The sequence below is a fragment of the Acinetobacter sp. Q186-3 genome (assembly GCF_013420655.1).
In the GTDB taxonomy this organism is placed as follows: Bacteria; Pseudomonadota; Gammaproteobacteria; order Pseudomonadales; family Moraxellaceae; genus Acinetobacter; species Acinetobacter indicus.
In genome coordinates this window covers 21,044-47,021 of record NZ_VOXS01000007.1, presented here as the reverse complement: position 1 = coordinate 47,021, position 25,978 = coordinate 21,044, and the positions used below count along the sequence as shown (strand labels likewise).

At 46.4% G+C, this 25,978-nt stretch carries 23 protein-coding genes and 1 tRNA gene; 14 read left to right on the top strand and 10 right to left on the bottom strand.

Annotated features, from left to right (window positions below; translation table 11 throughout):
- Positions 1-72: 72 nt before the first annotated feature.
- The gene (gene glnA, locus FTT64_RS08075) at positions 73-1,488 is read right to left on the bottom strand and encodes a type I glutamate--ammonia ligase (protein WP_171065055.1); all 1,416 of its coding nucleotides are present in this window, start codon (positions 1,486-1,488) and stop codon (positions 73-75) included.
- Between the two features lie 809 nt (positions 1,489-2,297).
- Between glnA and FTT64_RS08070 the strand changes: the two genes are divergently transcribed.
- The 6 genes from FTT64_RS08070 (at position 2,298) to FTT64_RS08045 (ending at position 6,757) form a co-directional block, all read left to right on the top strand.
- Entirely contained in the window at positions 2,298-2,882 is a 585-nt protein-coding gene (locus FTT64_RS08070; protein ID WP_005176479.1) for an aminodeoxychorismate/anthranilate synthase component II, read from the top strand.
- A 19-nt stretch (positions 2,883-2,901) separates the two neighbouring features.
- The gene (gene trpD / locus FTT64_RS08065) at positions 2,902-3,948 is read left to right on the top strand and encodes an anthranilate phosphoribosyltransferase (RefSeq protein WP_016659977.1); all 1,047 of its coding nucleotides are present in this window, start codon (positions 2,902-2,904) and stop codon (positions 3,946-3,948) included.
- A gap of 17 nt (positions 3,949-3,965) precedes the next feature.
- Positions 3,966-4,772, top strand: coding sequence for an indole-3-glycerol phosphate synthase TrpC (trpC, locus tag FTT64_RS08060; RefSeq protein ID WP_005176475.1), 807 nt, complete (start codon positions 3,966-3,968; stop codon positions 4,770-4,772).
- Between the two features lie 206 nt (positions 4,773-4,978).
- On the top strand, positions 4,979-5,662 hold the full coding sequence (locus tag FTT64_RS08055) for a Smr/MutS family protein (protein ID WP_168381699.1): 684 nt from the start codon (positions 4,979-4,981) through the stop codon (positions 5,660-5,662).
- 93 nt (positions 5,663-5,755) lie between these two features.
- Positions 5,756-6,304 carry a GTP cyclohydrolase I FolE gene (folE, locus tag FTT64_RS08050; protein ID WP_005176473.1) on the top strand — a complete coding sequence of 183 codons (549 nt, stop codon included), beginning with the start codon at positions 5,756-5,758 and terminating at the stop codon, positions 6,302-6,304.
- A 96-nt stretch (positions 6,305-6,400) separates the two neighbouring features.
- A complete protein-coding gene (locus FTT64_RS08045) occupies positions 6,401-6,757 on the top strand; it encodes a cupin domain-containing protein (protein WP_005176472.1) in 357 nt (118 codons plus the stop codon).
- 111 nt (positions 6,758-6,868) lie between these two features.
- Here FTT64_RS08045 and FTT64_RS08040 read toward each other — a convergent pair whose 3' ends face one another.
- The 5 genes from FTT64_RS08040 to hemE form a co-directional block, all read right to left on the bottom strand.
- The gene (locus FTT64_RS08040) at positions 6,869-8,230 is read right to left on the bottom strand and encodes a diguanylate cyclase (RefSeq protein ID WP_180182269.1); all 1,362 of its coding nucleotides are present in this window, start codon (positions 8,228-8,230) and stop codon (positions 6,869-6,871) included.
- A gap of 133 nt (positions 8,231-8,363) precedes the next feature.
- Positions 8,364-10,262, bottom strand: coding sequence for a DUF4105 domain-containing protein (locus FTT64_RS08035; protein WP_180182268.1), 1,899 nt, complete (start codon positions 10,260-10,262; stop codon positions 8,364-8,366).
- 76 nt (positions 10,263-10,338) lie between these two features.
- On the bottom strand, positions 10,339-10,809 hold the full coding sequence (locus FTT64_RS08030) for a DUF3015 family protein (RefSeq protein ID WP_005176467.1): 471 nt from the start codon (positions 10,807-10,809) through the stop codon (positions 10,339-10,341).
- Between the two features lie 123 nt (positions 10,810-10,932).
- A complete protein-coding gene (locus FTT64_RS08025) occupies positions 10,933-11,757 on the bottom strand; it encodes a DUF817 family protein (protein WP_016659970.1) in 825 nt (274 codons plus the stop codon).
- A gap of 28 nt (positions 11,758-11,785) precedes the next feature.
- Entirely contained in the window at positions 11,786-12,856 is a 1,071-nt protein-coding gene (hemE, locus tag FTT64_RS08020; RefSeq protein ID WP_005176463.1) for a uroporphyrinogen decarboxylase, read from the bottom strand.
- Between the two features lie 204 nt (positions 12,857-13,060).
- On the opposite strand from hemE, the gene FTT64_RS08015 reads away from it, so the two are divergent.
- The 6 genes from FTT64_RS08015 to FTT64_RS07990 all read left to right on the top strand — a co-directional run bounded on the left by FTT64_RS08015 (position 13,061) and on the right by FTT64_RS07990 (position 20,497).
- Positions 13,061-14,299 carry a L,D-transpeptidase gene (locus FTT64_RS08015; RefSeq protein ID WP_180182267.1) on the top strand — a complete coding sequence of 413 codons (1,239 nt, stop codon included), beginning with the start codon at positions 13,061-13,063 and terminating at the stop codon, positions 14,297-14,299.
- A 170-nt stretch (positions 14,300-14,469) separates the two neighbouring features.
- Positions 14,470-15,162, top strand: coding sequence for a pirin-like bicupin family protein (locus FTT64_RS08010; protein WP_180182266.1), 693 nt, complete (start codon positions 14,470-14,472; stop codon positions 15,160-15,162).
- Between the two features lie 312 nt (positions 15,163-15,474).
- Complete coding sequence (locus FTT64_RS08005) at positions 15,475-16,587, top strand: ABC transporter ATP-binding protein (protein ID WP_180182265.1); 1,113 nt, start codon at positions 15,475-15,477, stop codon at positions 16,585-16,587.
- A 24-nt stretch (positions 16,588-16,611) separates the two neighbouring features.
- Positions 16,612-17,625 (top strand): extracellular solute-binding protein, encoded by a 1,014-nt coding sequence (locus FTT64_RS08000; RefSeq protein WP_016659966.1) that lies wholly within the window; start codon positions 16,612-16,614, stop codon positions 17,623-17,625.
- An 80-nt stretch (positions 17,626-17,705) separates the two neighbouring features.
- Positions 17,706-19,334 (top strand): iron ABC transporter permease, encoded by a 1,629-nt coding sequence (locus FTT64_RS07995; RefSeq protein ID WP_005176455.1) that lies wholly within the window; start codon positions 17,706-17,708, stop codon positions 19,332-19,334.
- A gap of 230 nt (positions 19,335-19,564) precedes the next feature.
- A complete protein-coding gene (locus tag FTT64_RS07990) occupies positions 19,565-20,497 on the top strand; it encodes an IS5 family transposase (RefSeq protein ID WP_180182264.1) in 933 nt (310 codons plus the stop codon).
- Positions 20,498-20,823: 326 nt separating this feature from the next.
- On the opposite strand, the gene FTT64_RS07985 is transcribed toward FTT64_RS07990, so the two are convergent.
- A tRNA-Ser gene (locus tag FTT64_RS07985) sits at positions 20,824-20,913 on the bottom strand.
- Between the two features lie 90 nt (positions 20,914-21,003).
- A complete protein-coding gene (gene greB, locus FTT64_RS07980; protein WP_005176376.1) occupies positions 21,004-21,498 on the bottom strand; it encodes a transcription elongation factor GreB in 495 nt (164 codons plus the stop codon).
- 366 nt (positions 21,499-21,864) lie between these two features.
- Between greB and FTT64_RS07975 the strand changes: the two genes are divergently transcribed.
- The gene (locus FTT64_RS07975; protein ID WP_005176374.1) at positions 21,865-22,980 is read left to right on the top strand and encodes a transglycosylase SLT domain-containing protein; all 1,116 of its coding nucleotides are present in this window, start codon (positions 21,865-21,867) and stop codon (positions 22,978-22,980) included.
- A gap of 71 nt (positions 22,981-23,051) precedes the next feature.
- Here the strand turns inward: FTT64_RS07975 and FTT64_RS07970 are convergent, their stop codons facing one another.
- Both FTT64_RS07970 and ttcA read right to left on the bottom strand, forming a co-directional pair.
- The gene (locus FTT64_RS07970) at positions 23,052-23,435 is read right to left on the bottom strand and encodes an SCP2 sterol-binding domain-containing protein (protein ID WP_016659963.1); all 384 of its coding nucleotides are present in this window, start codon (positions 23,433-23,435) and stop codon (positions 23,052-23,054) included.
- Positions 23,436-23,651: 216 nt separating this feature from the next.
- Positions 23,652-24,575, bottom strand: coding sequence for a tRNA 2-thiocytidine(32) synthetase TtcA (gene ttcA / locus FTT64_RS07965; RefSeq protein WP_005176370.1), 924 nt, complete (start codon positions 24,573-24,575; stop codon positions 23,652-23,654).
- 509 nt (positions 24,576-25,084) lie between these two features.
- Between ttcA and FTT64_RS07960 the strand changes: the two genes are divergently transcribed.
- The gene (locus FTT64_RS07960) at positions 25,085-25,927 is read left to right on the top strand and encodes a lytic transglycosylase domain-containing protein (RefSeq protein ID WP_034597413.1); all 843 of its coding nucleotides are present in this window, start codon (positions 25,085-25,087) and stop codon (positions 25,925-25,927) included.
- Positions 25,928-25,978 lie beyond the last annotated feature (51 nt).

Here is a 25,978-nt window from a genome sequence, read left to right as displayed (position 1 = left end):
CTAAATGAATATGAAGGCCATAAAAAAATCCGCGACAAGCGCGGATTTTCTGAGCATGAATCTGAGGTCAAATTACAGGCTGTAGTACATGTCTAATTCAACTGGGTGAGTAGTCGTGTTCAGACGACGAACTTCTTCAGTTTTCAGCTCGATATAAGCATCGAGCATTTCTTTTGTAAACACGCCACCTTTTAACAGGTAGTCATGGTCAGCGGCCAGTGCTTCCAGCGCCATTTCAAGGCTGTGAGCAACGGTTGGAATTTTTGCTTCTTCTTCCGGTGGAAGATCGTACAGGTTCTTGTCCGCAGCTTCACCTGGGTGAATCTTGTTCTGGATACCGTCAATACCCGCCATTAACAGTGCCGCGAAACCTAAGTACGGGTTCATCATTGGATCTGGGAAACGTGCTTCAATACGTTTGCCTTTCGGGCTAGACACGTAAGGAATACGGATAGAAGCAGAACGGTTACGCGCTGAGTAAGCCAGCATAATCGGTGCTTCGAAGTGCGGAACCAGACGCTTGTACGAGTTAGTCGAAGGGTTAGTAATCGCATTCAATGAACGGGCATGCTTGATGATACCGCCAATGAAGTACAGTGCCATTTCAGACAGACCAGCGTATTCATCACCCGCGAACAGGTTTTTGCCGTCTTTAGAGATCGACATATGCACGTGCATACCTGAACCGTTATCGCCTACCATTGGTTTAGGCATAAACGTCGCAGTTTTCGCGTATTGGTGCGCTACGTTCCACACCGCATATTTGAACTGTTGCACTTCGTCAGCTTTACGCACCATGGTGTTGAAGCTCACACCAATCTCTAACTGGCAAGATGCAACTTCGTGGTGATGTACTTCTACACGACCTGGGCCCATGATCTCTTCGATTTTTGCACACATATCTGCACGCATATCGTGGTGAGAATCAACTGGAGGAACCGGGAAGTAACCGCCTTTAACGCGTGGACGGTGGCCAGAGTTACCAGACTCGTAGTCTTTACCTGTAGACCAAGCCGCTTCTTCAGCAATTAAAGTGTGGCGTGCGCCAGACATATCGATGTCCCATTTCACTTCGTCAAATACGAAGAATTCTGGTTCTGGGCCAAAGAATGCAGTATCACCAATACCGGTAGACTTTAAGTAATCTTCTGCACGGCGAGCAATCGAGCGTGGGTCACGTTCATAACCCTGACCTGTAGATGGTTCGATGACATCACAAGTCACGACAACTGTTGGTTCCGCAAAGAATGGGTCGATGAAACCAGTTTCAGCGTCTGGACGTAAAATCATGTCAGATGCTTCAATGCCTTTCCAACCAGCAATTGAAGAACCATCAAACATTTTACCGTCTTCGAAGGTATCTTCATCGATACTGTCTGCAGGGTAAGTTACGTGCTGCTCTTTACCCTTAGTATCAGTAAAGCGGAAATCGACCCATTTTGCACCACTTTCTTGTATGAGTTGAAGGACCTTGTTCGCCATGCTCATTTTGCTCCAATGATATTTTGTTGCACACCCAAGTGCGTGTTAGTAGTTGGCAGTTATTAAGCAATTACCGTACCAACTTTTAAAAGCAAAGTTAAAATATTGAATTTCTTATGAGAAATTAAGATTTAGGGATTTTGCTTTGTGCCTATTATACTAGGGCTATACTGAAATGCACCATATTCAAGCACTCTTTGCGATTTTTCCTGCAAAAGATTTCTCGTGTGTATCAAAATAGTGCAAATAATCAGATTTCATTTTAACACAGCTTAATAATACTGCTGTTTATTTCGCCAATTTCGCGCTTCATGCAATTTTTCTAATGAATTTCAGACTGGATTAATTGAGTGATTTATAGATAAAAACTCTTTTTTCCAGTAAAAATCAGATTTTCATTTATTTCTGCTTATTTTTTCTTCAAGTGCTTTTCTGTGCGCTTTTCGCAAGTCGTGCTCAGCTAAATTTTTATGCCCATTTTAAAATGCGCCATTTTGGTGAATCTGCGTCATTATGCATCATTTTAGGGGTTTGGCAGCAAGAGGGGTCAACATCACAGCGGACACGTAAAAGCCACAAGCTGAATGCAGCTCAGCCATAAACTTAAAAGATTTCATCTGTATAAAAGCTATTCTGCTTGAAAATGTTCAGCCGCACATGTTTATTTTTTGCTATGATGATTTGCACTGCGTTTTCCCCGCATTTTTTCGCTCGAAAAATAGCCGTGTTGTGACCTCCCTCCACTTTGGAAAACCAGGCATTTCAGGGAATTCTTCAAGCACAGTCAGGTGCATAAATTTTGACAGGTTAAGCTCATGCTTTTGATGATCGATAATTACGACAGCTTTACTTACAACATCGTCCAGTATTTTGGCGAGTTAAATCAAGAAGTTAAAGTCGTTCGCAATGACAGCGTCACATTAGAAGATATTGAGCGATGGCAACCGAAGTATTTGGTGATTGGTCCCGGTCCGTGCTCACCATCTGAAGCCGGCATTTCCATTCCAGCGATTCAGCATTTTGCCGGCAAAATCCCGTTATTGGGCGTATGTCTGGGCCATCAGAGTATTGGTCAGGCCTTTGGCGGCAACATTGTACGGGCCAAAAAAGTGATGCACGGCCGTTTATCGGATATGTATCACAGCGATCAGGGAATTTTCAGCAATTTGCCCTGCCCGTTTTCTGCGACCCGTTACCACTCGCTGGTGATTGATCAGGCGACCTTACCAGAATGTCTGGAAGTCACCTGCTGGACCAATGAAGCCGATGGTTCCATGGAAGAAATTATGGGCGTGAAACATAAGACATTGCCGGTCGAAGGCGTGCAGTTCCACCCGGAATCCATTTTGAGCCAGCATGGCCACAAAATCTTCCAGAACTTTTTAGAAATTTATGCCTAATTTGCACAAAGTGAACACCATGAATATTCAACAAGCTTTAAATCATATTACAAAACAGATTCACCTGACTCAGCCACAAATGGAAGATGTGATGCGTGCCATCATGTCGGGCGAAGCCACCGATGCGCAAATTGGCGCCCTGATGATGGGCCTGCGCCTGAAAGGTGAAAGCATTGATGAAATTACCGCAGCCGCACGCGTCATGCGCGAGTTCGCGATTAAAATTGACGTTAGCGATATTCCGTATCTGGTCGATATTGTCGGTACCGGCGGTGATGGCCAGAACCTGTTTAACGTATCGACGGCATCCAGCTTTGTGATTGCAGCCGCTGGCGCCACCATTGCCAAACATGGTAACCGCGGCGTATCGACCAAATCTGGTTCCTCTGACCTGCTGGAACAGGCTGGAATTAACCTAGACTTAAACATGCAGCAAACTGAACGCTGTATCCGCGATATGGGCGTAGGTTTCCTGTTTGCGCCGAACCATCATAAAGCCATGAAATATGCAGTTGGCCCACGTAAAGAACTGGGTATTCGCAGTATTTTTAACCTGCTCGGCCCGCTTACGAATCCGGCCGGAGTTAAACGTTTTGTGATTGGCGTATTCTCCAGCGAACTCTGCCGCCCGATTGCTGAAGTGATGAACCAGCTGGGTGCTGAACACGTGCTGGTGGTGCATTCACGTGATGGTCTGGATGAAATCAGTCTGGCATCTGCCACGACCGTAGCAGAACTGAAAGATGGGGAAATCACCGAATGGACCATTACTCCAGAAGAAGTGGGCATTGAATCGCAAACCCTCACCGGTCTGGTGGTGGAAAACTCGGCAGAAAGTCTGGCCCTGATTAAAGATGCACTTGGCAAAAATAAATCTGAACGCGGTGAAAAAGCGGCCAACATGATTGCCCTGAATGCCGGCGCCGGGATTTATGTGTCTGGTCTGACCAAAACCTATCAACAGGGTGTGGCACTGGCGCATGACATTATTTATGGCGGTCAGGCACTGGAAAAAATGGGCGTACTGGCCGAATTTACCAAAACCTTAAAACAGTACGAAGCTTAAGACGGCAGGATAAAATCATGGTGGATATCGCAAATACCATTTTAGGTAAAATTGTTGATCGCAAACAGGAAGAGTTTGCTGCACGTCTGAAACAGCGCAGTCTGAATGATCTGGAACAACTGGCCCAGGCCGCCACACCGGTGCGCGGTTTTGCCCAAAGCTTGAAAAGCAAACGTCCGGGCGTGATTGCAGAAATAAAAAAGGCCTCGCCATCTAAAGGGATTATTCGTGAAAACTTTAATCCGGCTGAAATTGCCCAGCAATATGAAGCTGCCGGTGCTGCCTGTCTGTCTGTACTGACCGATGTCGATTTTTTCCAGGGCGCTGATGAAAATATCGCGCTGGCCCGTAACCATTGCAGCCTGCCTGCACTGCGGAAAGACTTCCTGATTGATCCTTATGGTGTGGTTGAAGCTCGTGCGCTACATGCCGACTGTATCTTGCTGATTGTAGCCTGCCTGTCAGACCAGCAACTGGAAGAAATGTCGAAAACCGCATTTGAACACAATCTGGATGTACTGGTTGAGGTGCATGACGAAGAAGAGCTGGAACGCGCTTTGCGTTTAAGTGATCGCTGTCTGCTTGGCGTGAACAACCGTAATTTAAAAACCTTTGATGTGGATTTAAACACCTCATTGCGTCTGAAAAAATTACTCGATCCAGCACGTTTACTGGTAACCGAAAGCGGTATTGCCACCCCGGCAGATGTCAAGATGATGCAGGAGCATGACATTCATGCCTTCCTGGTCGGTGAAAGCTTTATGAAACAACCGTGTCCGGATCAGGCCTTTAGCGAGCTGTTTGGTACGCCGCAAAAGGTCTAAGTCTTGGTGCAGTTCAGGAGGCAGGTTTATCCTGAACTGTGCAATTTCACTGCCCTACTTTCATAGGGCGATCATCTTCCTATATCGCCCCATCTTAACATCTCTCATTTCAAGCCAGATGCAGCGCCAAGCTGAATCCGTTTCAGTTCAAATCAGGCGTAATTCAGACTATACTGGATTGAAATTTTATCCTCCTATTTTCGATTATGAGCAAACACGATTCTTCGCTATCGAAAGAACAGTTTAAATTACTCAAAGACTTTAAAAAGCAGATCAGTAATCCGCATCCGCGCGTAGAGCCGGCAGCGCCGGCCATCAAAACTGCCGAACAGGAACAGGCCGAAGATTTTGAGCTGTTTCAAAAAGAAATGCGTGGGGTCCAAAAAATGGATCATGGCAATATCGCGCAGGTGAACCAACCGACCAAGAAAAAGCTGGATGCCCAGACCCTGGCTAAACGCGCAGCCGCCGAAGGCCCCATGCAAACTAATGAGACCATTTTGTCGGACACGCAAGCCATGCTCAATCCGGTGGGCAGTCAGGCCAGTTTAAGCTACCGCATTGCCACCTTGCAGCATAAGGTGTTTGAAGATTTAAAAGCTGGCAATTTGCGCTGGTTTGAAGCGGTCGACCTGCATGGCTGTACCGTGGAAGAAGCCCGGGTGGCCGTGCTGCAAATTATTCAGATGGCCAAAGATGAAAATCAGAATGTGATTAAAATTGTGCATGGGAAAGGCCCGGAAGCCATTTTAAAAACCTATGTCAATGGCTGGTTACGTCAGCATCGCGATGTTCTGGCCTTTGTCAGTGCGCCGGAAAAACAGGGCGGCACCGGTGCGGTGCTGGTTCTGCTAAAACGTGCAGAAAAGAATCCAAAGTTTAAACAATAAGCGGATTTTTCCTCAAAAGCAGGCATTGTTGCGGTTTTCTGCTACAATGCCGTCCTTGTTCAATATCAGTGTAAGTGAACACGTCTTATGTCTATGCAGCAATCCTACGCAAACATTCTTACTGCCGTTGGTGAAGATTTAAATCGCCCTGGTCTCAAAGATACGCCTATGCGTGCTGCTAAAGCATTTTCGTATTTAACCTCGGGTTATAGCCAGACGTTGGCTGAAGTGACCAACAACGCCGTGTTCCCGTCTGATAACCGTGAAATGGTGCTGGTCAAAAATATCGAATTCTATTCGCTATGCGAGCATCACCTGCTGCCATTTTATGGCCGTGTGCATATTGCCTATTTACCGGAAGGCAATGTTTTGGGACTGTCTAAATTTGCCCGTATTACTGAAATGTTTGCGCGCCGTTTACAGATTCAGGAAAACCTGACCCAGCAGATTGCAGAAGCCGTGGCTGAAGTGACCAAAGCCCGCGGTGTTGCGGTGGTGATTGACTCTGCACACATGTGCATGATGATGCGTGGTGTTGGCAAGCAGGAATCGACCACACGTACCGTGTCATTTATTGGTGACTTTAAAACTGATAAAGATGCACGCCGTGAATTTTTAAGTGCCGTACCTGAAAGTTACTAAACCTAAATAATGCTGGAGCCTCGACATCTGTTGGGGCTTTTTTATGTCCTGTTTCTTATACTACCGCTGGTTTCCCTATTATTTTAAGGAATGCAAATGTCTTCAATTTATTTAGCCGGTCAGGGCCTGACCCAAAGTGAATGCAGTGTCGACTTCCCGCGTCCGGATCGTTTGGTCAAAGGCAATCCCAAACGTGATACCTATAGTGCCTATGAACATCCCAATATGAGCTGTGGCATCTGGCAGTGCGAAGTCGGCGCCTGGAATATTGTCTTTGCTGACAATAAACAGGAATTCTTTAATGTGATTGAAGGCGTGGTGCGTATTCATGACCAGCACGGACAATATATTGAAGTTACCGCCGGTCAGGCCGGAATTATTCCACCGGGTTTTGTCGGTACCTTTGAAGTGGTTGCAGCAGTGAAAAAATATTATGTGGTGGTTGAGGCCTAAAATACCGCTTGAGCTTTTTGATGTTTTGGCTGGTTTTATCTTGCTGCTTTGATATAAAAAACGCCCGACAGTTTTGGGCGTTTTTTCATGCCGGGATGAGACTTAAAAGGCTTATTTGGCCAGATAGACCTGATTACGTCCGGCATTTTTGGCGCTATATAAGGCTGCATCTGCGGCATCCAGAAAACGCTGATAATCCGGATGGCCATCATACTGCACTGCGCCAATACTCACGGTAAATTTAAAACTCTCACCTTCAGCAGAACGGATTGGGGTATCTTCAACCCGGCGACGGATGGTTTCGGCAATCATCTGGGCCCGGTTCCAGTCACTATCGACCAGCAGCAATAAAAACTCTTCCCCACCAACCCGGAAAGCATAATCACTACCCTTGCTCGATTCCAGCAGCACTTCGGCTATAAACTGCAAGGCCAGATCACCGGCGGCATGGCCATAGCGGTCATTAATCTCTTTAAAGAAATCGGCATCAATCGCCAGTAGACTTAAAGGTGAGCGGTTTTTGCGCGAGAACTGGATTTCACGAATCAGGATGGTATTTAAATAACGCCGGTTTAACAGCTGGGTCAGCGAATCATTGCCCGTGCCGATATATTCTGCCACCTGAAACAGCTGATCGACCAGATGCTGGATTTCGCGGTTTTTACAGCGAATCTGCTGAATCAGTAACAGCATCTGCTGCTGATCGGAAGTGTCCAGCAGCTGCTGGTTCAACTGATCCACCTGATAAATCCGCTGGATAATAAACTCCACCTGCTCGGCGCTGGCAAAAGCATAGGCTGCTTTATGGATGAACCACAGGCCAAATTCAGATTTGGAAAGTGGCGGATGAAACAGCGGTGACTGATCAGAAAAGGCCTTAAACATCAGCTCATTTTCCCAGTCCAGCAGACAACCGCGCTGGCGGTCTTTTTGCACGGCCACATCCTGCATGGCAGAAAACAGACGGTAGGTGTGTTTCATATCATTATGAATTTCTACCTTGGCCTCATAAGTGCGGCACATGATTTCTGCGGCCAGGCTCAGCACCTGAGTCATATAATCGGCAGCAGCCAGTACATCGGCCTGCGGGGTTTGCAGAAAAAAGACAAAACTTTTGCGCTGGATTTCGCGGATGCCGCGAATAATCAGCCAGGAGGGAACGCCAATACGCGCATGCACTTCCCCGACTTTCAGCTGCTTGGCGACAATGGCTTTAAAATCCTGCTTGAACGGAACCGCAAAACTGTCCAGCAGCCATTGCTGCAAGGCATTTTTCAGGCGGCTACGCACCAGTTCATCGGACAGGAAATAGGAGGCTTCCTGCTCCTGCATCATCTGTCGATAAAATTCGGCCACCAGCACCGTGACATGCTGTTGAATGAACTCGAAGCTATAGCATAAATCGGTTTCAGAAAATTGCCCGCAAATCGCCTGCCACTGCGCTGCAAGTTCCTCTATACGCTCTTGGTTCATACAATCGGCTCACACAGATGAATTACAGCGCAGATTTTAACGCAGCTGTCACATAAGACAATTCTTTTGTGAATTAAATGAATATTCACTTAATAACAATCTGGATTTTCAAGCCTGACTTCACGACTTCAGCTTAAAAGAACCAGGCATAACCAAGACTGGTCTGATGCCAGTCCTGTTGATCCTGCTGCTGATATTCCCAGCCCAGACGAATCGCATGCTGCGGATTCAGCACATATTGCAGCTGGCTGTGCAGTCTCAAATTCCATTGCTGGGTATCTTCCCAATACGGTAATTCTACTTGCAGCACGCTATTCAGCTGCGGACTCCAGATATTCTGGCAGCCCACTGTTGGCCCAACACCCACGCGCCAGCCACGATCCAGTGCTTTACCGGCCTGTAGATGGTTTTGTAGCTGGGCATAGCAAATATGCTCGCGGTCGGCACTGGCCCAGCTATAGCCCATCTGGACCTGTAAATTGGCCACGCCATGCTGTTCCTGAGTGCTGAACTGACCATGCTGATCGAGCGCTTCCTGGTTCCAGCCCAGATTAAAACCCCAAGACAACGTCGTTTTAAACGGCGTAATCGGGTTATAGGAGTTCACCGCCAGCACGTCGAGCTGACTCAGTTTTAGGGTTTCATCCCGATATTGCAGCGCACCCTGTAAAAATAGCAATTGAGTCCCAGTGCGAAAACCACCTTGCGGATCGAGCAGATCATGATAAGCCTGCCGATGGCCCAGTTCGATAAAGGATTGTCCCTGCACTTCACCAGTGCTTAACGTCAGATTACGCGCATGATGGCCCTGACTTGGATCAACGTTTGGGACGTCCGGCGCGCGGCGCTGCTTGTCGACCTGTAGCTGGCTGCGCAGGCTAAGTAACTGGCGTAAACGCGGCTGGGCGAAACCGGTTTCAACTTTGCGGGCTAAAAACTGCAGGTACAGATCATCATAGGCCATTTCCAGTATTTTGGCCTGCTCTAATGCGGTATAAGACTGTAATAACGTATTTAAATCGGCAGATTCGGCAAAAGCCAGCTGATGTGCCGCTTGCGCCAGGTCTGTACCATGCTGGCGGGCTTGAGCCAGTAATTGGGTTTCCAGCGCCGGGCGATACACGGTGTCTTTGACCAGATCTGAATCTGCCAGCGCCTTGATGGTTTCAACCGGAATCGACGCCACTTTAAACTGTTGCTGTAAATTCAGCTCTGGACGGACCAGATCAATCAGGCCCAATAAACGATAGGCACAGTTATCACTGACAAAATAATAGGGAAAGCTGACGTGCTTCATTTCCCAGATATGTTCCACCAGAAAACGGGTTTCATCCGGGCTTAAATCCAGCTCGTATTCCCATAAATCGCGGCTTTCCAGATCACCATATTCCTTAACCTTGCGGTAATACGGCATGAGGGAATATTCACCCGGATACTGTCCGGTCAGACCTTTCCAGGCATAGGACCAGCTTTGCTCACCCGGCACTGTGGCCGCATAATTCACCGCATAGGAAATCAGGTTCAGTTCCTGCTGATCTTTCGGGTCCAGTCGCAGCAAGGTATGCCCGAACATGGAGCTGGGATTGCCCATAAAATCGGTGGCATAAATTAAAGTGGTTTTGTATGGACGAATCTGGCCAATCCATTCATCCAGTTCCGGACAGGCCACGGCAGCCAGTTCCGTCTGTGGAATATTCAGTTGTTGCACCAGCCAGCGGCTACGTGCCGGAAAACGGCATTGTACCGATTGATTTGGCTCGGCCTGCTGAAACAGCGCTGCAATATGCGCCTGTAATTCCTGATTTAAATCGGGTGTTTTGGCCTCTGTTAAAAAATAGCCGGCATAGCTGACAGTACTCTGCCCCGAAGTATTGGCATACATTAAGCGTTGCCAGGTATTTTGCTGTGCCAGTTGCTGCTGTTCAGCACGCTGGATATACAACTGTGCCGGCGTTGAAGATTCAGGAGAAGACGTCGCGGCATACGCCACAGGAGATAACAAAGCAGCACATACAAAAGCAAGAGGTTTCATTCAGCAGATCAATTCTTATTCGGTTCTTATATAGAGAAAAACCCTGCCAGAAGACAGGGTTTTATGGGATGCTTAATTAGACGTAGGCTTTTAAGATGTCGTCTTGTGCCATCACTGACTGTAAAGAAGCCAGCACTTCAACAGAAGTCTGGTTATCAGCTGAATAAATTTCAGAGAAGTTTTGTTTGGTCACTGCAAAGAAACGTGCTTTGTCTTCTGCTTTAATGCTCAGTAATTCAGCCAGTACGTTCAGGCTTTCACCCTCGCCTACAGCCATATCACGCGCCAGCGTTTCGGCATTTTCATTGGTAAATGTCACCACTTGCGCAGTTACAGTACCAGTACCGCTACAGCCTAAAGTACCGAAGGTAATACCGAACAACTGGTTTGCAAAAATACCATTGGTTGTAGCAGCTAAAATTTTAGGCACTTTACCAGACTGACCTGCCCAAACTTGAGAACCAATACCACAGCCGGCATCAGCGTCTGCAAATGCTGCTGTTGAACCTGCTGCCAATACTGCTGCCAAAGCTAATTTTTTTAACATAAAAGTCTCCAGAATTTATTATCTGAGTTTGTTATTGTTTCACAATGTGTAATTTTTATTACACTGTTTAAAGATAACGCATCCGCCAGCGAACACAAAACACTTTATACCAAAGTGGAAAAATTATTTTTCTGTATCCTTTAAGTGCGCAGGTTTCAGTTGCCAGATGCCATTTGGCTGACGATCACCCAGAATTTTCAAGACCAGCACCAGACTCAGCAATAACAGCAGATACCAGGACCCCAACTTGCCCCAGCCAACCATATGCCAGCTGTCGACCTGACTTGGATACAGCCAGATCTGGTAAAAGGTGCTGATATTTTCTGCAATCCAGATAATAAAGGCCAGTAACAACAAGACCGGTAACATCGGCAGCTGCATCCGGTGATGCTGCAATTCAAACTGGATACGGGTTTTCCAGAATATCAGTACGCTCCAGGCAAACAGCACATAGCGGATATCCGGCACAAAAAACTTGCTCATAAAATTAATATAAGACAGCACCGCCAGACTCAGCATATTGGCAAAACCCGGCAAGCGAGTAAAAGATACCCGATACAAACGCAAGGACCGGGCAAAGAAACTGCCGACGGCCGAATACATAAACCCGGCAAACAGTGGTACGGTCATAATTTTAAAAACGGCCGGCTGCGGATACTGCCAGGACGCAATCGCCGGATGGGTCAGAAAAATTTCCATGATCATCGCCAGCAGATGAAACAGTGCAATAACTTTGGCTTCGGCCCAGGATTCTAGCTTGAGATACAGCAGTAAAATCTGAATGAGGACCGCATAAAACAGCAAATAGTCATAACGGAAAAAACCGTAATAGTCCTGGCTACCCAGACTGGCGGTAAAAGCAAAAGCAATCAGCAATAAAATTCCAAATAAGGCAGCCGAAGCTGCCTTATAAGTGAATTCAAAACCTGATTTTAAAATTGTGATCAAGGCTGAATCCTAATATTGTTGCATCTTCTTAAAGGTACTTGGCACTGTATTCATGTACCGTATCAATAAAGACTTTCGGATTGGCCGGATCAACCCATTGGGTAATACCATGTCCTAGGTTGGCAATATAGCCGGTTTTTTCACCATGCGCATAGGCATCATCCAGCATGGCTTTGGTCGCCTTGGCAATTGAGTCCGGGCTTCCATATAACGTGGCTGGATCAAGGTTGCCCTGTAACGCAGCACGGCCATTCACGGTTTGGCGCGCCACATTTAATGGCGTGGTCCAGTCCAGACCAAAAGCATCGGCACCGGTGGCCACCATTGGCTCCAGCCATTGACCTCCGCCTTTGGTAAATAGAATGACCGGAATTTTACGGCCATCTTTTTCGCGTTGCAGACCCGCTACAATTTTTTGCATATAGTTCAGCGAGAACTCGATATATTCACGATGCGCCAGTGCCCCGCCCCAGCTGTCAAAAATCTGCACCGCTTGTGCACCAGCATCAATTTGCGCATTCAAATAGTCAATCACAGCGACTGCCAGACGGTCGAGCAAAGCATGCAGCACTTCCGGCTGGGCATACATCATCTGCTTGGTAAAGCGGAAATCCTTGCTTGAACCACCTTCAACCATATAAGTCGCCAGCGTCCACGGACTGCCAGAAAAACCAATTAACGGCACCTGTCCGCCCAGAGCCGAACGAATGGTCGACACCGCATTCATGACATAGTCCAGATCTGACTTGGCATTAAAATTCGGCAGATTGGCGACATCCTGCTCGGTACGCACGGTTTTATGAAACTTCGGACCTTCACCAGCTTCAAAGTACAAACCTAAGCCCAAAGCATCCGGTACGGTTAAAATATCGGAGAATAGAATGGCTGCATCCAGCTCATAACGGCGCAAAGGCTGTAAGGTCACTTCACAGGCAAATTCGGTATTTTTGCACAAGGAAAGAAAATCTCCGGCCTTGGCACGGGTTTCACGATACTCAGGCAGATAACGTCCTGCTTGACGCATCATCCATACCGGCGTGGTATCTACGGGTTCACGCAACAAGGCACGTAGAAAACGATCATTTTTTAAGGCCGTCATTTACTTTCCTAACTTCGACTGAATCTTGCATCTATCATATCAAAAAGGCAGAAATTTTAATAACTTCTTTAGTCCTTTAAAAATGCCGGACTGTAAAAGATAAAAGTGATATTTACACAAAACAGATACTGCATCTCCTCATTTTTTCTGTAATACTTGTGTAGTTTTTAAAATGTAAATGAATAATTCTTAAGGTTGACTTACATGTTCGTTCGCACAGTACTCGCAATGAGTTTAAGTTGCATGTTTGCTGGTACAGCCCTGGCTGCAACCACTGCTGAACAGCCGTTGAATCCTCAATTGATTAGCGATACAGCGGTTGAAGATCCGATTGATCCGCTTGCAACAGACGCATCAGCGGCAGTCGTACCTTCAGAAGTTGAAACGCAGATTACGCAACAAGAAGAACAAGATTTGAACAAGGCTTCAGCGACCCTTGAAGACCTGCAAAATGCCGAAGATACCCAGGCTGATATCGGCAGCGCACCGACAACTGCTGCGCCTGCAACAACTTCAGCCAGCACAGCGCCAGCCAAAGCCTCTTGGACTTTAGATGGCCTGAACAATGCCAGCTGGTATGAAAATATTGGCAAAGGCCAGTTCCCGGTCTATGCGCGCGCGCATGTGATGCTCAATAATGCCCATGCTTCTCCGGGTGCGATTGATGGAACCAGCGGTAAAAATACCCTGAAAGCGATTGCCTCTTTCCAGCAGATGAACGGGATTAAACCGACCGGTGTGCTCACGCAGGAAACCTGGGATGCTTTAATTGCCCGTCAGGGTTCAAAACCGGCTTTCGTGGAATACACCATTACTGAAGATGACCTGAAAGGTCCGTATGTGAAATCAATTCCGGGCGATTATGCACTGCAAGCCAAAATGAAAGGCCTGCACTACACCAGTGTCACTGAAATGCTGGGTGAAAAGTTCCATATGGATGAAAACTTCCTGAAAAAGCTCAATCCAAATGCCAACTTTAACAAAGCCGGTCAAAAACTGATTGTGGCCAATGTGCGTAATGACCTGCCGGAAGATATCCACCTGATTGTGGCGCATAAAGGTGCTAAACAGCTGTATCTATTTAACAGCCGCAACCAGATGATCGCATCATTCCCGGCCAGTATTGGTAATACCAACACCCCTTCACCAACCGGGACTTATAAAGTGACTGGTGTGGCACCAAACCCGTGGTACAGCTACTCGCCAAGTAACTTTATCCAGGGCAAGAACATGAAGCCGCTGTCCTTACCACCAGGTCCAAATGGTCCAGTGGGGAATATCTGGATTGGCCTGAGCAAAAAATCCTTTGGTATTCACGGTACGCCAAAGCCGTCGATGATTTCTAAATCCTATTCGCATGGCTGTATCCGTCTGACCAACTGGGATGCCAACGACCTGGGCCGTAAAGTCCGTTCAGGGGTTACAGTTAAATTCCTCGAATAATCAGCTCATACCCTATAAAAAGCCTGCCGATGCAGGCTTTTTTTGATTACGAAGGTTTGAATGTATGACGTTGCGAATCTGGAACGATATGTTGCATTCCATGCCTAGAACAGCCACCAGATAAAACACTAAGATAGCCTCAAGCTCAAAAAGAATTAGAGGATTATCTGATGAACGCCTACTTACATCATAGTGAAGAACGTGGTCATGTCAAAGCCGGCTGGTTAGACACCAAACACAGCTTTTCATTTGGCAGCTGGTACAACCCGAAATACATGGGTGTTAGTGTGCTTCGTGTAATTAATGATGACCGGATTGCCGCCCACAATGGTTTTGGTACCCATCCGCATGACAACATGGAAATTTTAACCTGTGTACTGGATGGCACCATTTCGCATAAAGACAGCATGGGCAATGAACGGCATATCAGTGCGGGTGAATGGCAGCTGATGAGCGCCGGAACCGGGGTTCAGCACAGTGAAATCAACCAGGGCGATGTACCAGTGCATATGCTGCAAATCTGGATTCATCCAAATGTGCGTGATGCAGAGCCAAATTATCAGCAAATTAAACTCGACCCACGTGAACAGCCGAACCAATGGCACCTGATTGTTGGCCCGAACGAACAGGCTCCAATGCATATTCGCCAGCAGGCTGAAGTGAAAACCGCGGTACTTGAAGCCGGCCAAAGCCTAAACGTACAGGCGACCCAGCAGCTCAACTATGTGCATGTGATTCGTGGTGAAGTGCAGATTGGTGAACATACGGTTAAAGCTGGTGATGCACTGTTATTCGCGGAACATGCGGATATTCAGGCAATCGAAGAAAGCCAGATGATCTGGTTTGACTTACCGGGCAAATAAACCCGTCCTTCTCTCCCAAGGGCCATGATGATTTTGGCCCAATAGCCGCTCCATTGAGCGGCTATTTTTATGTCTTAAAGCCGGCCTTGATTGACTTTTACCTGAGTGTGAACAGTCTGTTTAAGCTGCACACTTTGCAGCAACTCAAATACCATTTATGAAAATAAACTGAATAAAATCGGCCGATCGCCTGTAACCCCCCGATAAAACTCTCAAAACTAAAACTATTTACATTCTCATTGGTAAAAACACTCTACATGAGAAAAATTCTCAGTTATGATAACTGCATAAAAATCATCCTGTGAATTGACCATGAATGCTTATACTGCAGCTCAGGCCAATGTCTTGACCATTCGGCAACTGAGCAAACAATTCGGCTCGCGTTTTGCGGTGCATCAGGCCAGCTGGTCTGCACAGCGCGGACAGATTCTCTGCCTGCTGGGCCATTCTGGCTGTGGCAAAACCACCATGCTTCGTCTGATTGCCGGATTAGAAACCCCAAGCAGTGGCTCAATCCAGCTTGAACAGCAAATCCTGTGGAATGAACAGCAACAGATTCCAGCCGAAGCGCGCAATATTGGTCTGGTGTTTCAGGACTATGCCCTGTTTCCGCATTTAAGCGTACTGGACAATGTCATGTTTGGCCTGAAAAAACTGCCCAAAGCACAGCGTCAGGCGGTGGCCGAACAGGCGCTACAGCATGTTTCGATGCAGCATCATCTGCACAGTTATCCCTATACCCTGTCTGGTGGCGAGCAGCAACGCGTGGCCCTGGCCCGTGCCCTGGCACCTAAACCGCAGGTGCTCTTGATGGATGAACCTTTTTCCAATCTCGATCATCGCCTGCGTGACCAGATCCGGCAAAATACCATCGAAATTCTGAAGCAGACCGGCACCACCACAGTTATTGTTACCCATGATCCGGAAGAGGCGCTGCAAATTGCCGATCAGATTATCCTGATGCATCAGGGTGAAATTATTCAGATCGGTACGCCTAAAGCCCTGTACCGGCAGCCAGCCACCTTATTTGCCGCCCGTTATTTTTCTGCCCTGAATGAAATTCCGGCGCAGCGTGTCGCGCAGCAATTACTGACCTGTTTTGGCGCACATCCCATCAGTGAAGCGCTGGCGCATCACCAAGAGCCAATCCGCTGCTGTTTTCGTCCACATCAGGTGCAGGTGTTTAGCCAGCCGACTACCGGTGCAATCCCGGCGACCGTGCTGTCCTCCAGCTTTATGGGGCATGCCGAACAGCTACGCCTGCAACTGGACCCCGAGACTATTATTCTGGCGCAGGTCAGCCCGGCACACACCGCTTATCAGGAACAGGTCTATGTGAGCCTCGATCTGCAGCAGTGTTTTTTCTTCGTCCAAGATTCACAGCCGGCAGCCACCACCACGACTGAAGTGGCCAATACTTTTTAAATTGACAATAAGGAATGAAAAATGATGAAAGTAACAATCAAAATTCCACTGCTGGCCAGCGGCCTGCTGGCGCTGAGCGGTCTGGCGCAAGCCGCGCAGGTAAACCTGTATACCACGCGTGAACCGGTGCTGATTCAGCCCTTATTAAAAGAATTTACCGAAAGCAGCGGCATTAAGGTCAATACCGTGTTTATTAAAGATGGCCTGCTGGAGCGAGTGAAAGCTGAAGGACGCCGTTCACCGGCCGATGTGATGCTGACCGTCGATTTTGGCAATCTGGTGGATCTGGTCGAAGCGGACCTCACCCAGCGCGTGAATTCCAAAGTATTAAATAATGCCATTCCGGCCAATTTACGTGCAGCCAATGGCCACTGGTATGCCCTGTCAATGCGTGCCCGTGCAGTCTATGCCTCCAAAGAACGTACCCCACTGAACGCCATTCATTATGAAGATCTGGCCAATCCGCAATGGAAAGGCAAAATCTGTATCCGTTCGGGCAGCCATCCCTACAATACCGCGTTAATTGCCGCCTATATTGCCCATCATGGTGAAAAAGCAGCAGAAACCTGGTTACGTGGGGTTAAAGCCAATCTGGCACGTCCGGCCAGTGGCGGTGACCGCGATGTGGCGCGCGATATTCTGGGTAAAATCTGTGATATTGGTGTGGCCAATACCTATTATGTGGGCACCATGCGCAATGGCAATGCTGAACAGCAGCGCTGGGGCAATGCCATTAATGTGGTGTTACCGCGCTTTAAAAATGGCGGCACCCATGTCAATGTTTCAGGTGCAGTTGTAGCCAAACATGCGCCAAATCGCAAAGAAGCGGTACAGTTACTGGAGTTCCTGGCCTCAGATCAGGCTCAGGCCATGTATGCACAAAGTGGTTATGAATATCCGGTCAAACCAGGCGTGAAGATTGATCCGATTATCGCCAGTTTCGGCAAGTTAGATATTGATTCACTGCGTTTAAGTGAGATTGCTCGCCATCGTAAGGCAGCCAATCTGCTGGTTGATAAAGTCCAGTTTAATCACTAAACCTGAATCATCAGATAGCGCGGGCAGACTGCTGCTCGTGCTATCAGTCTTTTGTCCATGTCCAGCCTGTTGATCCCCCGATGACCCAGAAAAAATCTCCTGTAACTGCACTTTTTTCACTCAGTGGCCTGTTTACCCTGCTGGCCTGTCTGCCTGTGCTGGCTTTGCTCTGGACGGCCTTACAGGGCAATAGCGAGATTTGGGACCATCTGCTGCAATATGTGATTCCTCCCACCCTGATTGAAACCGGCCTGTTGCTGTTTGGTGTCGGGATTCTGACGATTCTGATTGGTACCGGCAGTGCCTGGCTGGTCACGGCCTATCAATTCCGTGGCCGTGGTTTTCTGGACTGGGCACTGTTACTGCCCTTGGCCGTACCGACCTATATTATTGCCTATAGCTATATTGATATTTTGCATCCGATTGGTCCTGTGCAGACCCTGCTGCGGGACTGGCTTCAGCTAGAAATGCAGCAGCTCTGGTTTCCGAATATCCGCTCGCTCTGGGGCGCGATTTTTCTGCTTAGTTTTGTGCTGTATCCCTATGTCTATTTAAGCACCCGTGCCATGTTCCTGATGCAGTCAGCCAGCCTGATTGAAGTAGCGCGCAGTCTGGGATTAAAACCGGAACAGGTATTTTTCCGGGTTGCGATTCCGCTGGCTCGCCCGGCCATTGCGGTTGGTGCCAGTCTGGCCCTGATGGAAACCATCAATGATATTGGTGCCACCGAATTTCTGGGCATTAAAACCCTGACCCTGTCAATTTATTCGACCTGGACCAACCAGTCCGATCTGGCCAGTGCCGCCCAGATTGCAATTTTTATGTTGCTGATCATTAGCCTGCTGGTACTGGTAGAACGGCTGGGGCGACGCAAACAGCGCTATATGAACTCGGCCCAGCGTAGCCGGCTGATGCCCGCCCAGCCAGTGACCGGCGCCAAAGCCTGGCTGCTATTCGGCCTAGGGCTGATTCCGGTGATTATTGGTTTTCTAATTCCGATCAGTCATTTACTGGTCGAATCTTATCAGCGTTTACAATATGCCGGTTTCTCTGAATATCTGCTGCAAGCCTCAATCAATACGCTTACCTTAGCCAGTATTGCCACTTTTGTGACCATGCTGATTGGCTTTATGATTGTGAGTACCGCACGGTTTAGCCGAAGCAGCTGGCTAAGCCGGGTTGCCAGTTTGGGCTATGCCATTCCGGGCACCGTACTGGCCATTGGCCTGATGCTGTCTTTGGGCGCGATTGATCACGCCGTAGCGGATTTTCTGGAATTCCAGCTTGGTCTGGATACCGGCCTGCTGTTTTTAGGCACCAGTTTCACCTTAATTTACGCCTATGCGGTACGCTTTCTAGCCATTTCAATTGGCGGGATTGAATCGGGGTATAACCGGATTCATGGCGTTTTTGATGATGCCGCACGTAATCTGGGCCAGAGCAAAGGCGGGATTCTGACCCGTATCCATTTGCCTTTATTACGTCCTGCACTGATTTCAGCAGCCTTACTGATTTTTGTGGATTGTATGAAAGAGCTGCCGGCCACATTGTTGCTACGTCCGCTGAATATGGAAACCCTGGCCACGCAGTTATATGCCGAAGCCTCACGTGGTACCTATGAAGAAGGCGCAATTGCAGCCTTATTGATTGTTCTGGTCGGACTGATTCCAGTGATTTTACTGGCACGGTTGGGGAAAACTGTACGTTAATCTGAACTAGATGAACTGGCTAAACTCTGCTTCAACATTGAGTGCAATGTTTAGCCTTCTCTCTTTTTATAGTGCAAATCGTTTAAAGAGAATAGCCTTATAAAATAGAGATACACTTTTGATTTTTAATAAGCTTGGGATAAAGAATTTTATTCAGAAATAGTTTAGGCAGATAGGACTTTGTTGCACAAACCTAGCATAGACGGCTTCTTCAGCAATATAATTTTCAAATGAAGAAGCCTACACACAAAATCTACCGCACAACCAATTGGCCCGCATATAACAGAGCTCTCATTAATCGTGGGAATATTGCTATTTCGTTCGATCCAAACACTCAGTGGTATGCACAATCACAAGGCAAGCAAGGTCGAAGTCAAACTTACTCAGACACCGCTATTCAATGCTGTTTAATGATCAAATCTTTATTCAGACTCTCTCTACGCATGGTCACAGGTTTTGTTCAAAGCCTGATTAAACTATGTGGATTAAGTTGGACAGCGCCAGATTACAGTACGCTTTGTCGAAGACAAAAACATATTGATATTGCGATTAGCTATCAAAAAAATAGTGATGGGTTACATCTACTTGTAGACTCAACTGGCTTGAAGTTTCTAGGTGAAGGTGAATGGAAATGTAGGAAACATGGACCTGAATATCATCGCCAATGGCGTAAGCTGCATATTGGTATCGATGCTGAAACCCTGCAAATACGTGCAGTACAGCTTACTACAAATAATGTGAGCGATTCGCAAGTACTCGGTGATTTACTTGCTCAAATTCCTTTAGCTGAACGAATTGATTCGGTCTATACCGATGGTGCTTACGATACGAAGCACTGCAGACAAGTCATTTTAGATCGACAGGCACATGCGATCATTCCGCCAAGAAAAAATGCGAAGCCCTGGAAAGACAAAAAGCTGAGATCTTTAGAAAGAAATGAATTGTTGAAAACGGTTAAATGCCTAGGAAGAGCAATTTGGAAAAAGTGGTCTGGGTATCATCGCCGAAGCTTGGTAGAAACCAAGATGCATTGCATCAAATTATTGGGAGATAAACTCAGTGCACGGAGTTTTCAAAGCCAGGTGAATGAGATTCATGCACGTGTGGCAGTATTAAATAAATTTATGGAATTAGGCCGAGCTCATACCCAAGTTGTCACTTAAATTTAAACAACTTAGGAAAGCTCTATCTTTAAAATCTTTATGCAACAAAGCCATCTTCATCTGTCGCATATACATTGCGACAGGTGAAAGATTATCGATGATTATTTTATATAAAAGCAATCTATATAAATATTCGTTTTTCATATTTTATGGATTTTTATTTTTAGATATTCGAAGCAAAATAATATATCTTAAAGGTATTTATATAATACTTATAAAATATGTTTAGCTCTCCTCTTTAAAATAAATCAGCTCCATATAAAGAATATAAAAATAAAACGGAGCGCAATAAAAAAAGCCCTGACAATGTCAGGGCTTTTTGAATTTGGCGGAAGCGGTGAGATTCGAACTCACGGAGGACTCACACCCTCGTCGGTTTTCAAGACCGGTGCATTAAACCGCTCTGCCACGCTTCCAATGGCGGCTATCATATAAAGAAAATTTTAACTTGGCAAATATTTTTCCAGGTTTTCGCAACCGACTGTACAAAATAAAATCAAAATCATTTAATTTGCTGAATTTTCAAACTTTTCATAGCGAATGTCGACAATATACCAGTGTTTTGCACCTGATGGCGTCTGCACTACTGCTTCATCATCCACACTTTTGCCCAGCAAGGCGCGCGCCATTGGCGAGTCAATTGAAATATGTTGTGGATGATGATCATAAATTTCATCAACCCCGACAATTCTTAGGGTTTTCTGCTCGCCATCATCATTTTCAATATCGACCCAAGCGCCAAAATAGACCTTGCCCTCCTGTTCAGGTGAAAAATCAATAATTCGCAGCTCTTCCAGCCGCTTGCCGAGGTAACGTACCCGACGGTCAATCTTGCGCAGCAGCTGCTTGTTATATTGGTAATCGGCGTTCTCCGAACGATCGCCGAGACTGGCCGCCCAGTTCACTTTTTTGGTAATTTCAGGGCGTTCTTCATGCCACAAATGCTGAAGTTCCGCGACCAGTTTGTCATGTCCACCACGGGTAATTAAGCTCGATTTCATGGCCTTTAACAGCAGAAAAATATGCCTGTAGCTTACCAAAAACTGCTGCCTTCTCCCCAATTACTCCACTTTTAAAGTTTATAAAATATTTTTCCTAAATAGAATCATTTACTTATGAAACAGTTTTTTATTTTTTTATGGACAAAATTTGACAACTCAAATTTTGGTCTTTATTATGCGCACATCTTTTAATTGTGATCATTTTTTAACCTGTGTGGCGTAGCCACATTTTTTATCTTTCATCCCATGTCATTTTGAATGACGTCATGAGTGCCCACCCTCTTATTGAATTTATCAAACTTGAAAAAGTCTGAGGCCTTTTGCCTCCTGCTTTGTAGGGCATAAATTACTTGTAGCGGAGACAACATGCACAGTAGTTCAACTTCTGGGTCGAGGCTTGGCCTTCACTCTTTTTTCAACTCTCTCCCTTTAAAAGTCTTAGTATTAAGCAGTGCGTTAATTCCGTTTCATAGTATTAATGCAAGTAAAGCAGCGTATCAGTTTGATCGCGTGGTCAATCACAATAAATTGACCGTGGTTTCTGTTTCGAATCCGACCACCGTGTTTCAGAACAGTCAGCATCTGCATGGCTTTGGTTATGACCTGGTGCGCAACTATGCGCATAGCTTGAATGTCAAACTCGAGTTTAAAACCGTACCGGACAATGCGACAGCGTTGCAATGGGTGGCGTCAGGTAAAGCCAACTTTGCCATGACCACTGCCAGTATTCAGAGCATTGAAAACAAGCATCTGACCGGTTTTTCGGCCACCTGTGGCGATTTAAACACCTTGCAGAAAAATGGCCTAAACAGCAATTTAAACTGGGTATTTAAACATGCCGATGATCCGCTGAGCCAGACCGCCAGTGCCTTTGTCTGCCGTGGCAAACAAAGCGGTGCCATCAACCAGCTGGCCTCGTTCTATAACCAGAATGTGGTTAAGCAGGAATCCTGGAATACTATCCAGCGCGACTTAAGCAATCGCATGCCTTTATATAAGGCCAGCTTCCAGCGCACTGCGCAGCAGTATGATCTGGACTGGCATTTACTGGCGGCCATTGGTTATCAGGAATCGTACTTAAAGCCGAACTCTGTTTCACCAACCGGTGTTCGTGGTTTGATGATGCTGACCAACAGCACAGCCAAAGCCATGGGCGTCAGTAACCGTACCGATCCAACCCAGAGCATTCAGGGCGGTGCCAAGTATTACAACCTGATGCTGAACCGTTATAAGCATATTCCGTTTCCAGACCGTAACTGGTATGCACTGGTGGCCTATAACATGGGTCCGGGTGCCGTGAGCCAGATTCAGAAGCGTATTCAGGCCACCGGTAAAAACCCGAACAACTGGGTCAACCTGTATGCTTACTTAGACGGCAATAAAGCCAAGAACGGACGTTATCGTCAGGCCTTACAATACGTGACCCGTATCCGTGCCTATCTGGAACACATCAAGACCACGCCGCAGCTGGTGAATATTTAAATGCTTCACCGTTGATCTTCAAGGCAAAAAAAAGCTTACCTTCGGGTAAGCTTTTTTGTGTCGGGTCACAATCAGGTGGTTTGCGCCAAAACGTTTTTGAACAGGTCTTTTTGCTCTTGGCTTGGTTTTGCAGTTTGCAATGCCATTAATTGAGACATATCGCCTTGTACTTTGATTTTACCGGTCATGAAGGCTTGCATGGCTGCAGCCATATCAAACTCCAGGAACACTTTACGTAAGGTCTCAGCATCCATATTCAGGGTTGTTTTTGCATTTGCAGACAATCCTTTCTGGATTTTGCCACCGTCTAAAGCTAATTCTGTATTGCCTGAAGCATCCGTAACAACCAAATTAATTGCAAGATTCGCAAGCGCAGGTGGTAAATTTAAGTCACCAGCTTGAGCCGTCAGGTTCTCTACGGTTGCAAACCAATCATCAGATAAAAAAGCAGGCATGATTATTCCTCAATTTATTTGTTCATTTGTGTCGCCTGTCCAGACAACATTTTTGTGAAGCAATGATGCTTGTGACCTGTTATAGCATGTAATCATAAAAGATGGCTAAGATTTTTTGTACGATGCGTTCAAATTTTATATTTTTAATACAATATTGAAATAATTCAAATATATAAAAAAAGCACTGAACTGAAGTTCAATGCTTTTTTTGACTATTTAGTCAGCTGCATAGCCTAAATTGACCATGTTGATGCGGTTGGACTGACCATCTTCATTCTCGTGCGAATAACTGCCTTTAAAGTCAAACTCGCGCTCGCTATCGAGTGCTTCAAAGTCAAACAGCTCGCGGTCTGCCAGTTGCGATGGTGATACATTTTGCAATGCACCAAAAATACTGTGCAGACGTTTTGGATGAGCATTGTCCCATTCACGCAGCATGTCATTGATAATCGCACGTTGCAGATTTTCCTGCGAACCACACAGGTTACATGGAATAATCGGGAACTGGCGCATTTGCGCGTATTTGATGATGTCTTTTTCTTCCACATAAGCCAGTGGACGAATCAGCATATTCTTCTTGTCGGAAGATAACAGCTTCGGTGGCATCGCCTTTAAGCTGCCGCCATGGAACAGGTTCAGGAAGAAAGTCGCCAGAATATCATCACGATGATGCCCCAGTGCCACCTTGGTTGCCCCAATTTCCTGGGCAAAGCCGTACAGTGAACCACGACGCAGACGCGAACACACTGCACAGTAGGTTTTGCCTTCCGGGGTCAGACGCTTGGTAATACTGTAGGTATCTTTTTCCAGAATATAATACGGGATATTATTTTCTTCCAGATAACGCGGCAGCACATCTTCAGGGAAGCCCGGCTGTTTCTGGTCCAGATTCACCGCCACCACATCAAAATGAATCGGGGCAATACGTTTAAACTGCAACAGAATATCCAGTAAGGTATAACTGTCTTTACCACCCGAAATACACACCATGACCTTGTCACCGTCTTCGATCATCTTGTAATCACGAATGGCATGACCCACCTGGCGACGCAGCTTTTTCAGCAAACGGTAATACGCAGAGCTGGTTGGCAGTTCTGGTTTAAAATTAAATCCTTGATCGGACTCAACTGGCGAGAACATAGACGAGATTTACCCATAAAAAAAATACCGCGCAATTTTAGCCGATTCAGTCCCGGCACGCATCAAAAGAATGTAATTTCCTGCTTGTCATTTTTTGTCATCTCGCTGTCTTTATTTTTATGCTAATTTGAACGTTTGCGTTCATCTTTTAAGCAAGATGCTTATCTTTTGGACTTTTCCACAGTTTTCCACAAAAGCTGTGGATAACTTTGTGGATTTAAAACAACTTGACAAGGTCACTTGCCTGCAATTGAAGGCTTCTATTTAAATTGATCATTTTTTAATCAATTTTATTTATAATTAAAATCAATGGTTTAAGTGTGTCAAGCAGACCAGAATAAAAAAAAATAAATATTTTTTTTGATTGTTCTGTCAGCAAACAGGGCTTGATTTTTACAAAGTAAACGGGGAAATAAATGTAAAGACTCTTTTCATCAATGTTTTTTTTGTTAAACTCAAACCACCTGTTTGGGGACAGTATGAACTTCGTTACCATAATGAATACGATAATGTATAAAAGATTACATTTTAAACAACTGGCTTTTTGGGGATGTGTGACGCTGCTTGCGGTTGCATCACACAGTCATGCCGGACAGATTTATGTCTATAAAGACAATAATGGCTCTACCCTGCTGACCAATCGTAAAAGTTCAGACCAGTCCCTGAAAAAAGTCAAAGTGACGTATTATCCCGACAGCAATATTCATCGTTATAGCAACTGGGGCAGCTCTGAAGCATCGGTCTTACCAAGCTATAGCCGCAATAAAAATGCCTTTGACCATATTATCCAGCAGGCCGCGCAGCGCCACGGTATTTCGTCTGGGCTGATTAAAGCCGTCATGCACACCGAGTCCGGCTTTAATGTCAATGCTCGCTCTCCGGTCGGGGCCCAAGGCTTAATGCAGCTGATGCCGGCCACTGCCAAACGTTTTCAGGTTTCTAATGCCTACGATCCTTATGAAAATATTATGGCCGGGGCCAAATATCTGGCCTGGTTACTAAAACGTTTTAACGGTAATACATCCTTAGCATTGGCCGGTTATAATGCCGGTGAAGGCAATGTCGCCAAATACGGTGGCATTCCGCCCTTCCGTGAAACTCAGGACTATGTGCGCCGCGTGACCAGCCGTTATCACAATCTGTATGCCGGTGGTGTCAGCAGTAGCGATCAGGGACCGTTACTGGCCCAATCCAATACGCTTTCTTCTGGTTCGCATTTAACTGCAGCCCAGCCTGCACGCCCATCGCGTGAAATTATTGTTGCCGCAGATGGCAGCTTTACCGATGCACCGGTCCGCTCCTATGCCACGGCACATGCCTCTGCTGCAGCCCGAATCACCATTTCGGACTAAGACGATTTTTTGTTGATTTTCACGATTTTTTCTTGAATTTTTAATACATTC

Excerpts from the sequence above, each read along its gene's own strand:
- glnA (WP_171065055.1), bottom strand. The coding sequence starts at position 1,488 with ATGAGCATGGCGAACAAGGTCCTTCAACTCATACAAGAAAGTGGTGCA.
- FTT64_RS08070 (WP_005176479.1), top strand. The coding sequence starts at position 2,298 with ATGCTTTTGATGATCGATAATTACGACAGCTTTACTTACAACATCGTC.
- trpD (WP_016659977.1), top strand. The coding sequence starts at position 2,902 with ATGAATATTCAACAAGCTTTAAATCATATTACAAAACAGATTCACCTG.
- trpC (WP_005176475.1), top strand. The coding sequence starts at position 3,966 with ATGGTGGATATCGCAAATACCATTTTAGGTAAAATTGTTGATCGCAAA.
- FTT64_RS08055 (WP_168381699.1), top strand. The coding sequence starts at position 4,979 with ATGAGCAAACACGATTCTTCGCTATCGAAAGAACAGTTTAAATTACTC.
- folE (WP_005176473.1), top strand. The coding sequence starts at position 5,756 with ATGCAGCAATCCTACGCAAACATTCTTACTGCCGTTGGTGAAGATTTA.
- FTT64_RS08045 (WP_005176472.1), top strand. The coding sequence starts at position 6,401 with ATGTCTTCAATTTATTTAGCCGGTCAGGGCCTGACCCAAAGTGAATGC.
- FTT64_RS08040 (WP_180182269.1), bottom strand. The coding sequence starts at position 8,230 with ATGAACCAAGAGCGTATAGAGGAACTTGCAGCGCAGTGGCAGGCGATT.
- FTT64_RS08035 (WP_180182268.1), bottom strand. The coding sequence starts at position 10,262 with ATGAAACCTCTTGCTTTTGTATGTGCTGCTTTGTTATCTCCTGTGGCG.
- FTT64_RS08030 (WP_005176467.1), bottom strand. The coding sequence starts at position 10,809 with ATGTTAAAAAAATTAGCTTTGGCAGCAGTATTGGCAGCAGGTTCAACA.
- hemE (WP_005176463.1), bottom strand. The coding sequence starts at position 12,856 with ATGACGGCCTTAAAAAATGATCGTTTTCTACGTGCCTTGTTGCGTGAA.
- FTT64_RS08015 (WP_180182267.1), top strand. The coding sequence starts at position 13,061 with ATGTTCGTTCGCACAGTACTCGCAATGAGTTTAAGTTGCATGTTTGCT.
- FTT64_RS08010 (WP_180182266.1), top strand. The coding sequence starts at position 14,470 with ATGAACGCCTACTTACATCATAGTGAAGAACGTGGTCATGTCAAAGCC.
- FTT64_RS08005 (WP_180182265.1), top strand. The coding sequence starts at position 15,475 with ATGAATGCTTATACTGCAGCTCAGGCCAATGTCTTGACCATTCGGCAA.
- FTT64_RS08000 (WP_016659966.1), top strand. The coding sequence starts at position 16,612 with ATGAAAGTAACAATCAAAATTCCACTGCTGGCCAGCGGCCTGCTGGCG.
- FTT64_RS07995 (WP_005176455.1), top strand. The coding sequence starts at position 17,706 with ATGACCCAGAAAAAATCTCCTGTAACTGCACTTTTTTCACTCAGTGGC.
- FTT64_RS07990 (WP_180182264.1), top strand. The coding sequence starts at position 19,565 with ATGAAGAAGCCTACACACAAAATCTACCGCACAACCAATTGGCCCGCA.
- greB (WP_005176376.1), bottom strand. The coding sequence starts at position 21,498 with ATGAAATCGAGCTTAATTACCCGTGGTGGACATGACAAACTGGTCGCG.
- FTT64_RS07975 (WP_005176374.1), top strand. The coding sequence starts at position 21,865 with ATGCACAGTAGTTCAACTTCTGGGTCGAGGCTTGGCCTTCACTCTTTT.
- FTT64_RS07970 (WP_016659963.1), bottom strand. The coding sequence starts at position 23,435 with ATGCCTGCTTTTTTATCTGATGATTGGTTTGCAACCGTAGAGAACCTG.
- ttcA (WP_005176370.1), bottom strand. The coding sequence starts at position 24,575 with ATGTTCTCGCCAGTTGAGTCCGATCAAGGATTTAATTTTAAACCAGAA.
- FTT64_RS07960 (WP_034597413.1), top strand. The coding sequence starts at position 25,085 with ATGTATAAAAGATTACATTTTAAACAACTGGCTTTTTGGGGATGTGTG.